The 12,330-nt window shown below is 57.0% G+C and carries 8 protein-coding genes; 5 read left to right on the forward strand and 3 right to left on the reverse strand.

Going from position 1 to position 12,330, the window contains the following annotated elements; translation table 11 throughout:
* Positions 1 to 183: 183 nt before the first annotated feature.
* The 3 genes from rpsA to HQL63_10085 are packed head-to-tail and all read right to left on the reverse strand — an operon-like array spanning position 184 to position 3,559.
* The gene (gene rpsA, locus HQL63_10075) at positions 184 to 1,902 is read right to left on the reverse strand and encodes a 30S ribosomal protein S1 (GenBank protein ID MBF0177176.1); all 1,719 of its coding nucleotides are present in this window, start codon (positions 1,900 to 1,902) and stop codon (positions 184 to 186) included.
* A 39-nt stretch (positions 1,903 to 1,941) separates the two neighbouring features.
* Positions 1,942 to 2,682, reverse strand: coding sequence for a (d)CMP kinase (locus tag HQL63_10080; protein MBF0177177.1), 741 nt, complete (start codon positions 2,680 to 2,682; stop codon positions 1,942 to 1,944).
* Positions 2,648 to 3,559 carry a LysR family transcriptional regulator gene (locus tag HQL63_10085; protein ID MBF0177178.1) on the reverse strand — a complete coding sequence of 304 codons (912 nt, stop codon included), beginning with the start codon at positions 3,557 to 3,559 and terminating at the stop codon, positions 2,648 to 2,650. The genes HQL63_10080 and HQL63_10085 overlap by 35 nt, the downstream gene beginning before the upstream one ends.
* 244 nt (positions 3,560 to 3,803) lie before the next feature.
* Here HQL63_10085 and HQL63_10090 point away from each other — a divergent pair, with 244 nt between their 5' ends.
* The 5 genes from HQL63_10090 (at position 3,804) to HQL63_10110 (ending at position 12,177) form a co-directional block, all read left to right on the forward strand.
* Positions 3,804 to 4,784, forward strand: a complete 981-nt coding sequence (locus HQL63_10090) for an HAD-IIA family hydrolase (protein ID MBF0177179.1) — start codon at positions 3,804 to 3,806, stop codon at positions 4,782 to 4,784.
* A 207-nt stretch (positions 4,785 to 4,991) separates the two neighbouring features.
* Complete coding sequence (locus HQL63_10095; protein ID MBF0177180.1) at positions 4,992 to 6,608, forward strand: fumarate hydratase; 1,617 nt, start codon at positions 4,992 to 4,994, stop codon at positions 6,606 to 6,608.
* 452 nt (positions 6,609 to 7,060) lie between these two features.
* Positions 7,061 to 8,923, forward strand: a complete 1,863-nt coding sequence (gene asnB, locus HQL63_10100) for an asparagine synthase (glutamine-hydrolyzing) (GenBank protein MBF0177181.1) — start codon at positions 7,061 to 7,063, stop codon at positions 8,921 to 8,923.
* Between the two features lie 98 nt (positions 8,924 to 9,021).
* Positions 9,022 to 10,047 (forward strand): radical SAM protein, encoded by a 1,026-nt coding sequence (locus HQL63_10105; protein MBF0177182.1) that lies wholly within the window; start codon positions 9,022 to 9,024, stop codon positions 10,045 to 10,047.
* 213 nt (positions 10,048 to 10,260) lie between these two features.
* Positions 10,261 to 12,177: a tetratricopeptide repeat protein gene (locus HQL63_10110; protein ID MBF0177183.1), complete on the forward strand. Its 1,917-nt coding sequence runs from the start codon at positions 10,261 to 10,263 to the stop codon at positions 12,175 to 12,177.
* The last annotated feature ends 153 nt before the right edge of the window (positions 12,178 to 12,330 follow it).

A 12,330-nucleotide genomic window follows, 5' to 3' on the forward strand; every position in this document is an offset into this window, starting at 1 on the left:
CAGCGCCCTTGCGGGGTCCGGGGCAGCGCCCCGTTTTGTTTTTGTACGCCCCCCCCCCTTCTCCCAGGCCTTTTTTGCGCTGTTTGCAAAAAAGGCCCGGGGGGCGGGCCATGGTCCGCCTTTTGGCGCATCTTTTTGCGCCAAAAGGCGGACGTATGGCAGGTTTTTAAAACGAGATCGGTATCAGGAGCCGCTGCCGGCTTTTTCCAGGGCCTGGCTCAGGGCTTCGCCCAGGCTGCTGGTGGCGACACCGCGCGTGGAGGTGTACTCCTTCAGGGCCTGGCGCTCCTGGTCCATTTCCAGGGCTTTGATGGAGAGGGAAATCTTGCGTTTTTGGCGGTCGATTTGGGTGATCTTGACCTCCACCTCGGCGCCATTATCCAGGACGAGGCCGGTTTCCCGGTTGTCGCGGGAAATTTCGGCCTTGCGCAACAGACCTTCCACACCTTCGGCCAGGGTCAGGATCCAACCGGAGGTCAACTGCTCCTTGACGACGCCGGTGATCGTGCTGCCTTTGGCATGGGCATCGGCCCATTGGCTCCAATCGTCGGGGTGGGCCTGCTTCAATCCCAGGGAGATGCGCTCTTTTTCGGGATCCAGGGAGAGAACCACGGCTTCAACCTGTTGGCCCTTCTGGAACTGTTTGAGGGCATCCTCGCCCACCGCCGGATCCCAGGTGACATCCGAGAGGTGAACCAGGCCATCGATATCTCCCTCAAGGCCCACGAAGAGGCCAAACTCGGTGATGTTTTTGATCTCGCCGGTCACCGTGGTACCGACGGGGTGGGTCTGGGCAAAGGCCTCCCAGGGATTTTCCTGACACTGCTTCAAGCCCAGGGAGATGCGGCGACGCTCGGCATCCACATCCAGGACCATGACCTCCACCTCTTTGCCCACTTCCAAAATTTTGGAGGGGTGGATGTTTTTCTTGGTCCAGGCCAGCTCGGAGACGTGGGCCAAACCCTCGACGCCGGGCTCCAACTCCACGAAGGCGCCGTAATCGGTGATGTTGGTCACCACACCCCGGAAACGGGCGGAGGGGGGATATTTGGCGCCAATCCCTTCCCAGGGGTCGGTCAGGAGTTGCTTCATGCCCAGGGAGATACGCTGGGTTTCGGAGTTGAACTTGATCACCTGGACCGAAACGGTATCGCCGACATTGACGACGCTGGAGGGGTGTTTGACCCGTTTCCAGGACATATCGGTGATATGCAGCAAGCCATCGAGGCCGCCCAGATCGACGAAGGCGCCGTAATCCGTGATATTTTTGACCACTCCATCCAGGATCATCCCTTCGTGGAGCGTCTCCAGCAAGGCTTTTCGGGCATCTTCCCGCTGTTTTTCAATGACGGTGCGCCGGGAGACGACAATGTTGCCACGGCGCCGGTCCATCTTCAGAATGTCGAAAGGCTGGCTGTCATCCTGGAGACGTGAGATGTCGTGTACCGGTCGGACATCGACCTGCGAACCGGGCAGGAAGGCGGCCAGGGAGTTGATGTCGACGGTGTACCCACCCTTGACCTTGCCAATGATCCGGCCATGCACGACCTTCTGTTCGTTGAAGGCTTTTTCCAGGTTGACCCAGGCCTCTTCCCGCTTCGCTTTTTCCCGGGAGAGGACAGCTTGACCATTCTGGTCTTCGGAGCGCTCCACGAAGACATCCACCTGATCGCCAACCTTGACCGCGACAGCGCCTGACGCATCCAGGAATTCCCGTATCGGCAATCGGCCTTCCGACTTCAGGCCAACGTCGATGACGAACTCCTCTCCCTCCTGCTGGATGATGGTCCCCGTGACCACCTGCCCTTCTTTGCCGACACCCTGGTTGAAGGATTCCTCCAGCAGGGCGGCAAAATCTTCATCCCCTGATTCGGGGTCCTGGACCCGCTCTTCTGCTACCACGAAACTTACCTCGAAAAAGAGTTGTAGGGAGAACCCCCGTCAACCTGTGCAGGCCGGTTGTGACAAGGCCTTGCCGACAAGTTCCACGACCCGATCGATGCTTTCTTCCAGCGTCAGGTGGGTGGTGTCGATCCGGACGGCGTCAACCGCCGGCACCAGAGGTCCATGTGTACGCCCGCTGTCCCGGGCATCGCGTTCCGCCATCTGGGCGAGAATCCCCTGGAAGCTAACAGCTTCCCCAGCCTGTTGCAACTCCTGGAACCGTCTTTTTGCCCGGACATCCAGGGAGGCGGTCAAAAATATTTTCAAGGCGGCATTCGGGTGTACGACGGTCCCGACATCCCGGCCATCCAGGATGGCAGCAGCCGGGGCGCCATATTGCCGTTGAAACGCCAGCAAGGCAGAACGCACCTGGGGCAAAGCGGCGTACCAGGAGGCCGCGATGCCGACCTCTTCCTGACGCAAGGCGGCAGTGACATCTTCATCGTCCAAAAAGGCCCGATAGGTGTCGGTCTCGACGCGGCGAAAGGTAAAATTCATGGTGGCGGCAGCGGCAGCCACGGTATCCGGATCCGTCCATCCCTGGCGCAACGCCAGCAGGCCGACAGCCCGATAGATCGTGCCGGTCTCCAGGTAGGCCAGGTCAAAACGGTTCGCCACGGCCCGACAGACGGCTCCCTTGCCAGCTCCTGCCGGACCATCAACCGCCACGATCAACCGCGTCGTTGCATGCACTTGGGACACGTCAGCGGTCAAAGCCGCCACAACGCTCCATGGCATAGTTGAAAAACTCCTCGACGGCTTTGGAACGGAATTTTTGCTTCTGGTAGACAAAATTGATCTTGCGCTTCATGGGAACACCCTTGATGCGACGTGTGGTCAGGCTGCGCAGGATCAACTCCTTGCGCAAGGCAACACTGGAGACAATGCTGAATCCGACCCCGCCCTCCACAGCCTCCTTGACCGCTTCGGTGCTGCCCAACTCCAGCACCAGGTCCAGTTGTTCGTAGGGTAACCCCGCTTTCTCAAAAAACTCGGTGATCACTGCCCGGGTGCCGGACCCCTCCTCGCGGGAAACAAAGGGGTACTCCTTCAGCAGGTGGATGGGGATCTCCTCGTTCTGGGCCAGGGGATGACCGGGAGGAATGATCACCACCAGTTCGTCTTCGGTGCAGGCACGGACCGACATGTTCTTGTTTTTCACCGGTCCCTCGACCATGCCAACATCAATGGTCGCATCCTCCAGTTTGCGGATTACCAGACGTGTGTTGTGGACCGTCAGGCGAATCTGCACACCCGGAAATTTTTTGTTGTAGCCACTCATGATGCGGGGCAAAAGGTACTCGCCAATGGTGGTGGAGGCCCCCAGCTTGACCAGGCCCCGCGTGACGCCCGTCATCTCGTTGATGGCCTTTTCGGTCTCGCGATACAGCTCCAGGATCCGTTCCGCATAGGTGAAGACCGTGACACCAGCATCGGTCAACGTGATCCGGTTGTGGTGCCGGTCAAAGAGGCGCGTATTGAAATGCTCTTCCAGTTGTCGGATTTGAAAGGTGACGGCAGGCTGGGTCAGGTTCAGCTCCTCCGCTGCCCGTGTAAAGGAAAGGTGTTTGGCAACTGCATGGAACACACGCAACCTGGTATCGGAAAAACTCATTGATTCCCACCCCGTGAGACGAGTAAAAAACCGGCGGGCGCCGGATCCTCAACATGAACGACCAACCGGTAACATCCCGGTACCACCTTATCCCATTATAAAAAAATATTATGCGATTTGTATAGAAAAATTTCGTAGCGCCCGTGACGGTCAAATTCCGCAATCTCCCTGTATGTAATGACAGGTTCGCTGCTAGAATGACAGGGATGGCTTGGTTGTCAAACCAGCAAGGAGACGTGGTCGCATGTCGTTCAAACCCATCCTGCCGGAAGCTAGGGCATTGCAGGCGTTGTCCCGCCGCTATCGGCAACGGCTGGTGGCGGAGCAGCCGGCGTTGGAGGAGCGGTTGCGGGGTGGCAGGGTATTGCACACCTCCCGTTTTCTCACCTTGGCTGCCGGGTACGATTGCATTCTGTTCGACGCTTATGGCGTTTTGAACCGCGGCCCAACCCCCATCCCTGGAGCGGTCCAAACCCTGGCTGCGTTGCGCAGGGAGAACAAATCCTTTTTTCTGGTGTCCAACAACGCCTGTCTCTCCCCTCCCCAGATCATGGAGCAGTTGCGGGGCATGGGATTTGCGCTGGACGCGGAGCAGTTGGTCACCTCGGGCATGGCCGTGAGGCCCGCCGTGGCCCGCAGCCGGTTCCGGGATCGGCCCTATTGTCTCGTGGGCACACAGGCCGGGGCTTTGGCCTATGCACCGCAACCGGAAAAGTTGATGGTCAATTTTTCCCCGAAAGGAGGGTGCCCGACCGACCAGAGTGGGCAAGAGGCGGAGTACATCCTTTTGTGCAGCGATGTTGAATACCATGGCGGCCCCCAGCAAAGGCTCGTCGAGTCTCTGCTGTCGGAACGAACTCGACCTTTGCTGGTGGCCAACCCGGATTTTGTGGCTCCCGACTCCTGCGGCAACAATCTGTGGGTCTCGGGCCTGACGGCTGCGGATCTGGAAAAACGTTTTGCTGCCCCCTGGATTGGTCTGGGCAAACCTTTTTCTCCGGTGTTCGATCTGGTCCTGGAACGGATGGGAAAAGTCCCAAGAAATCGCATCCTCATGGTCGGGGATACCCTGGAGACCGATATTCTGGGCGGTGCCGCCATGGGCTTCGACACCTGCCTGACCCTGTCGGGGGTTCTTTCCGGCCACGCAGGTTCCGTGACAACCTTGTGTGACCAGCTTGGCATTCGTCCAGATCATGTGGTGCCATCCATCGCCGATCCGTAGACAATTTGGCAGACCAGTCTTTTAATAGCCCATTTTTGGGGCGTTGCCCCAAACCCCACCAGGAGGAAGGGCGCAGCCCTTCCTCCTGGACCTCCATCCCAGTCTTTTAATGGTTTTTTTTGGGGGGCGTTGCCCCAAACCCCACCAGGAAGAAGGGCGTGGCCCTTTCTCCTGGATCTCCATCCCAGATTTCAGGAGACTCCCGACATGCCGGAATTTCACTTCACAGAACTGCTGGATATCGGCCCGGACGCCACCCCGTACCGCCTGTTGACAAGGGAGCATGTCAGCAAAATCTCTTTTCAGGGCACCGACATGCTGACGGTCAATCCGGAAGGGCTGACCCTGCTGGCCCGGGAGGCCATGCGGGATGTCGCTCACCTGCTGCGCCCGAGCCATTTGCAGCAGTTGCGCCGCATCATCGACGACCCGGAGGCTTCAGCCAATGACCGTTACGTGGCCCTGGAGCTGCTCAAAAATGCCAACATTGCCGCCGGCATGATCCTGCCCAGTTGTCAGGACACCGGAACGGCCATGGTGATCGCCAAAAAAGGGCAACGTGTCTGGACCGGCGGCGGCGACAAGGCGGCCCTCTCGCGAGGCATCTTCAAGACCTACACCGAAACCAACCTCCGCTACTCCCAGGTCGCCCCGTTGAGCCTCTACGAGGAAAAAAACACCGGCACCAACCTGCCCGCCCAGATCGATATCGAGGCGGTGGATGGGGATTATTACAAATTTCTCTTCATGGCCAAGGGGGGAGGGTCCGCCAACAAAACCTATTTGTTCCAACAGACCAAGGCACTGCTCAATCCCACCTCCCTCAAGGCATTTTTGCGCGAAAAAATTCTCACTCTGGGCACCTCCGCCTGCCCCCCTTATCACCTGGGAATCGTCATCGGCGGCACTTCGCCCGAGTTTGTCCTGAAGACCGTCAAACTGGCCACCACCCGCTATCTGGACAACCTACCCACCACCGGCGACGCCTGGGGACGCGGTTTCCGGGATGTGGCGTTGGAAGCGGAAATCTTGAAAATCACCCAGGAGATCGGCCTGGGCGCCCAGTTCGGTGGCAAATATTTCGCCCACGATGTACGGGTCATCCGCCTGCCCCGGCATGGGGCCTCCTGTCCGGTTGGCATCGGGGTCTCCTGCTCGGCGGACCGCAACATCCTCGGAAAAATCAATAGCGAGGGAATCTGGCTGGAGGAACTGGAGCGGGATCCGGCACGTTTCCTTCCTGAAATCAAAGCGGACTCCCTGTCCGGTGAAGTGGTCCATCTCGATCTCAACCGCCCTATGGCAGAAATTCGGCAAACCCTCTCCCGCCACCCCATTCGTACCCGGGTCATGTTGACCGGCTCCATCGTGGTGGCGCGGGATATCGCCCATGCCAAAATTCAGGAGCGCCTGGACCGGGGAGAGGGGATACCGGACTATTTCCGCAACCACATCGTCTACTATGCCGGCCCCGCCAAAACGCCGCAGGGATATGCCTCGGGCTCCTTCGGCCCCACGACCGCCGGGCGCATGGACAGCTATGTGGAACGCTTCCAGGCCCATGGCGGATCCCTTGTCATGTTGGCCAAGGGAAACCGTGGCGCCGAAGTCACCACCGCCTGTAAAAATCATGGCGGTTTTTATTTGGGGTCCATAGGTGGCGCCGCTGCCCAACTGGCCCAGGAATCCATCAAAAAAGTCGAGGTCATCGATTACCCCGAGCTGGGCATGGAAGCTGTCTACCGCATCGAAGTAAAGGATTTTCCTGCCTTCATCATTGTCGACGACAAAGGCAACAATTTTTTTGCCGAACTTGGACTGTAAGTTGCAGACTTGCGGAGGCTTGCCGCTGACGTGCGCCTGGGGGGGGATCTCCCCCTCCCCGGGGGTCGAGCGACGGATTCCTGGAAGCGGGGTCCAGGGGGCTGGCTCCCTGGCGGGTCCAGGGCAGCGCCCTGGTGAGGTTCGGGGCGAAGCCCTGACAAAGGCTTTCATATTCAAGCTTTTTTGCAAAGATAATGATTCGGGATCCAGGGAGCGGGTTCCCTGGCAGGTCCAGGACAGAGTCCGGGTGGGTTCGGGGCGAAGCCCTGACAAAGGCTTTCATGTCCAAACTTTTCTTGCGAAGATAATGATTCGGGATCCAGGGAGCTGGCTCCCTGGCAGGTCCAGGACAGAGTCCGGGTGGGGTTCGGGGCGAAGCCCTGACAAAGGCTTTCATGTCCAAGCTTTTCTTGGAAAGATGCTGAGTGGTTACGGGTGGAGAAGGTTGGCCCATGTGTGGAGTCGTTGCACTTTTTTCCTATGCTTCCCATGCGCCGCCGCCCTCCCTTCGAGAGTTGCGTCTCATCCGCGATCACATGGCCCATCGTGGGCCGGATGCTGCCGGGGAGTGGTCCGAACCCCGGGGACGACTCCTGCTGGGGCATCGCCGTCTCTCCATCATTGACCTGAACGACCGGGCCAATCAGCCCATGCATTCGGCGGATGGGCGTTATACGGTGGTGTTCAATGGGGAGATCTACAACCACCGGGTCTTGCGGCGGGAGTTGGAACAAGGCGGATCTCGCTTTCGGACCACATCCGATACCGAGGTGCTGCTGCACCTGTACGCGCAGCGCGGTCCCGCCATGGTGGATGCCTTGCGTGGCATGTTCGCCTTCGCCTTGTGGGACGCCATCGGCCAGACCTTGTTTCTGGCCCGGGATCCCCTGGGAATCAAACCCCTGTATTATGCCGACGACGGTGGCACGTTGCGCGTTGCATCCCAGGTCAAATCCCTTTTGGCCGGAAAAGGGTTGGACGCCGGGTTGGACGCAGCCGGCATGGTGGGATTTCTGCTGCTGGGTTCGGTGCCGGAACCTTTCACCCTGCATCGGCAAATCCGCGCTTTGCCAGCCGGCCACTGGATGATGGTGCGTCCAGATCGGGTCGAGCAGCCTCGGCAATATTTCTCCCTGGCATCTCTCTGGCGTGACGCCGCCGACGCGAGCCCCACCGTTTCCGATGCCGTTGCAGAATCCATGGTGGCCGAAGCTGTACGGGACTCCATACAGCACCACCTGGAGAGCGACGTGCCGGTGGGGTGTTTCCTCTCGGCGGGCGTCGATTCCGGCTCACTCCTGGGAATGGCCTACTCCTCCGGCCAGACACTTCGATCCATTACCCTGAAATTTGAAGAGTTTTGTGACCTCCCTGAAGATGAGTCGGTCCTGGCCGTTGCAACTGCCCGCTCCTATCACTCCCCACATACCCTGCGGACCGTGCAAAAGGAGGAGTTTCTGGCTGAAATTCCGCAAGTTCTGCAAGCCATGGATCAACCCAGCATCGACGGCATCAACACCTGGTTTGTCAGCAAGGCAGCGCGGGAACAAGGCCTCAAGGTGGCCATCTCCGGCCTTGGTGGTGACGAATTATTCGGAGGTTATTCCTCCTTTCAGGATCTGCCCAAATGGGTGCGCTCGTTTTCCCCTTTGGCGCGCATTCCCGGTTTTGGTTCCATGGTGCGACACATTCTGACCCCCATACTCCCCAGAGGACTCAGCCCCAAAATGGCCGGTATGGTTTTGCATGGCGGTAGCTGGTCGGGGGCCTATCTGCTGCGACGCGGTTTGTTCATGCCATGGGAGTTGCCGGCCCTCCTGGGAAATGACCTGGCCCAGAAAGGGCTTGAGCGTTTGTGCCCGTTTGCGATCATAGATTCAGTCCTGGATCCGGATCCCCTCTCATCCCATGCCCGGGTGGCAGCCCTGGAAGGATCCCTCTACATGCGCAACCAGCTTCTGCGGGATACGGACTGGGCCAGCATGGCCCACTCCCTGGAGGTGCGTGTGCCCCTCGTGGATGTGGAACTGATCCGCCGTCTCGCCCCCCTGATGATCCATGCGTTGGGCCCATCCGGCAAACGTCTGCTGGCAGCCGCACCATCTCCACCCCTGCCGGTCTCCGTCGTCAACAGGCCCAAAACCGGGTTCTCGGTCCCCTTCGCCTCCTGGATTCAGGAGATTCTCCCCAACCATTCACGCCGCCGCAAGCGCAGGTGCTTGTTCCAGGGGGGACACTGGTCCCGCCGCTGGGCCATCCAGGTTGGTCGTTCCATGGGAATTCGCATCCTTGAAGGAAACATGGAAAGGCCGTAGTCTCCCGACACCCCGCTGGAAAACAGATCAAAAAAACCAGCAGAGAGAAATTTGTTGTGTTGGATGGGTAGTTCCCACCACATCAAGGACAATCGGGCATGTATGCATTGAAACCCCAACTCCACGAACGGCATCGGCAACACAAACGGGGAACCATGCGCACCATGGCCTTGGACATCACTTCCCGTTGCAATATGAACTGTCCCAAATGTTACGCCGAAACCTTCCGCGATGTACCCGAAATTGACATCGACATTCTGGCCAAAACTTTCGACGAAGCTTTTGCCATGGGTGTTTTTCACTACATCATCCAGGGTGGTGAAGTTCTGGAGGCCCGGGATCGATTGGAGTCCGTTCTCAAATCGTGCCATCCGGACGCCACCTATCTCAATGTCGTCTCCAACGGCTGGCACATGACGGCAGACACCATTGCCTGGCTCAAACATTTGCAGGTCGATAAAATCACGATCAGCCTGGACTCCGGCATCGAAGCCGAACACGATGCGGGACGCCTGCCGGGTTCCTATCGGCGGGCCATCCGGGCTGTTGATCAAATCCTGGCCGCTGGATTGTTCGTCGGCGTTTCCACCGTTGTCACCCATCAATCCCTCTACTCGGAAGGTTTTCAGCAAATCCACGCATACACGAAACGCAAGCGGGTCCGCCTTGAGGTGCAAGTCGCGGAGCCGGTCGGCAAGTGGGATGGACGTAAAGATATCCTGATCACCCCGGAAGACGCCAGTTTTATCAAGGAGTTATATCGAACCACCCCACGTCTGCCAAACGGGGACGTTGCCGTCAAGCGGGACATCTTCGACACCGAAAAGGATTATTGCCCGGCTGCAACAGAGTTCATGAGCATCACCGCCGCTGGCGAGCTTTTGCCGTGCAATTTTCTGCAATTCAGCCTTGGCAATATCAAGGATAAAACTTTGACGGAGATGCGCAACGCCATCCTGCCCAATCCGTGGTTCACCGATGACCACCCCTACTGTATCATTGGCGAAAACCATAAGTTTATCGACCAATATGTGACAGCCTATGTCGATGCTCCCAAGCCTTTGAATGCCTATGAAGTGTTTGGCCTGAGTCACTCTTCGGCACCCTTTCAAGAAAAAATTTGACATGAAAGCCTTTGTCAGGGCTTCGCCCCGAACACCACCAGGACGCTGTCTTAGGCCCTGCCAGGGAGCTAGCCCCCTGGACCCCGTTTCGTGGCCGGATGGTGAATCGTTGCGGAAAACAGGTCTGAAAAAATGGAAAAAACTCCTCCGGATAGTAGCAAATTGGTTGCTTCAATTCAGCAAATATCAAACCTTTACAATCTTGGGAAATTTTTGGAGGCGATCGCAAAGGCCGAGGCTTTACTCGCTGATTATCCCGATCATATCAGTTTGGTGGAGCTGTTGTTGGTTCTCTACTCAAGCGCAAAAATTGTTGACAAAGCCGAGCGATTGCTGCTCAAGACCCTGGAATACAGACCCAACGATCCCATGCTGCACATAAGCATGGGGGATGTGTTGAGAGATAGAAACGATGATGCCACGGCGTTAAAACATTATCAGACCGCCGTCCGCCTGGACCCCAGCCGTGCCGATGTCTATTTTGCCTGCGCCGAGATCTTGACCCGGCAAGATCAAAAGGAAGATGCGGTTTTTTGCCTGAACCAGGCCATTCGCCTCAAACCTGACCTTGCCGCAGCTTATCAGCTTTTGGCATCCATCCATCAGAAAAAGGGCATGACCATCATGGTCAACCTCTTTCTGCGGGCCCGCGATTATCATTCTCCAGCCACCGCACCCCTTTATCCAGCGAACCGGATTATGGACACCTTTTTTCTGGATGGACACAAAGCCCTGTCCGTGGCCCGGGAAAAAAACAGTTTCAAGGTTTTTAGAGTCTTTACCAATCCGCAAATCTGTTACCACATGGATTTCACCATCACAAACACGGATCTGGCGCCTCTGATCTACGTGCCCGAGGAGAGGGTACGACAATTTTTTGCCACGACCCGATCACGTCTTCCGCAAACAGTGGATTTTGATCCAGGCAATCCCGAAGAGTTTGGCAGGGCACGGGAGGTTGCCATACAAATCGTGATGTCCATGGTGGATCGACAAAATGCCTATCGACAACTACTGCCTCGCATACACGCGCAGCCACCCGTTTTTGTGGATGGCCAACCTTTGCGGGTCTATCTGCTCAGTTCCCGGCTGACAACCGTTATGCAGCATGCCTCTGCCAATGTGGCCAAGGCATTCAAAAGGCTGGGGTGTGAAGTTCTGTTTGAAATTGAAAAAAATGATCTGGAATCCCTGGAAGGGTATGCCTATGCCCGTGGCCTGTATTCTTTCAATCCCCATATCGTTTTCAATGTCAATTATGCCAAACACGAACTTGGTTACCATCCGGATGTTTTTAACATCGTCTGGTATCAGGATCCTCTGTCCAATCCGAAAAATGATTCTGGAACACTTCCCTGGCGGGAACGGGATATTGTTCTTTCCGCTTATCCCGAGTTTGACGAAATGATTTACGCAACGGGCGCAAGAAAAATTTATCGTCAAGACATGTGCGTGGATTTGGACTGCTTCCAAAATAAGGTGCCTCGAAAAGATCGTCGCAAGGTCGTATTCATAGGCAGTTCCCACCATCATTCAATTGAAAATTCGCCGGAAGTCAACATGATCGTTGACAAACTTCGCAGCATGTTTGAACAGGGCTCTGTCATTTCCGATTCCCTGATACGTGAATTGTCGGAAGAAACCAAACTGGATTATATTCAAATAAAAGAGTATGTCTATCCTTATGTGGTACGCAACCGATCCGTTGAATGGTTGTGTGAGCTTGCCCCGGAAATGGAATGGGATGTGGAAATCTATGGGCGGTTTTGGGAAGAGGTGCCGATTGTCGCCCCATATTATCGCGGAGAGTTGTCCTATGGCCCGGAACTGGCTGCGATGTACAATCAGGCACGTTATGCCTTGTCGGCGCATCCGCACCAAATCAAAACGCAGCGTTTGGCCGAGTTGTCGGCGTGTGGCTGTATTCCAATCCTGAATGATGACCGGGTCAATGTCGAACCACCGCATTGGGACGACGAGATCCTCTATTTCCGCACCCGAGATGATCTTCGGCGGTGTCTGCAACAGGAACCGCGCAACGATCCATCCGTCATTGCGCAATCTTTTTCCTACGACATGCTTGCACAACGTGTTCTCGATTGGGTCACGGAGAAAACGGGTGTGAGGTAATCGTTAACCACCCGCCAACGAATCGGGGTCCAGGGGGCTGGCTCCCTGGCTTAGTCCAGGGCAGCGCCCTGGTGGGGTTCGGGGCAAAGCCCTGACAAAGGCCTTCATATCCAGGTTTTTAACGAATCGGGATCCAGGGGGCTGGCTCCCTGG

The sequence above is a fragment of the Magnetococcales bacterium genome (genome assembly GCA_015231175.1).
Lineage (GTDB): Bacteria > Pseudomonadota > Magnetococcia > Magnetococcales > DC0425bin3 > HA3dbin3.

Bases quoted from the DNA above. Each gene is read 5' to 3' on its own strand.
- HQL63_10080 (MBF0177177.1), bottom strand. From the start codon at position 2,682: ATGCCATGGAGCGTTGTGGCGGCTTTGACCGCTGACGTGTCCCAAGTG.
- HQL63_10085 (MBF0177178.1), bottom strand. From the start codon at position 3,559: ATGAGTTTTTCCGATACCAGGTTGCGTGTGTTCCATGCAGTTGCCAAA.
- HQL63_10090 (MBF0177179.1), top strand. From the start codon at position 3,804: ATGTCGTTCAAACCCATCCTGCCGGAAGCTAGGGCATTGCAGGCGTTG.
- HQL63_10095 (MBF0177180.1), top strand. From the start codon at position 4,992: ATGCCGGAATTTCACTTCACAGAACTGCTGGATATCGGCCCGGACGCC.
- asnB (MBF0177181.1), top strand. From the start codon at position 7,061: ATGTGTGGAGTCGTTGCACTTTTTTCCTATGCTTCCCATGCGCCGCCG.
- HQL63_10105 (MBF0177182.1), top strand. From the start codon at position 9,022: ATGTATGCATTGAAACCCCAACTCCACGAACGGCATCGGCAACACAAA.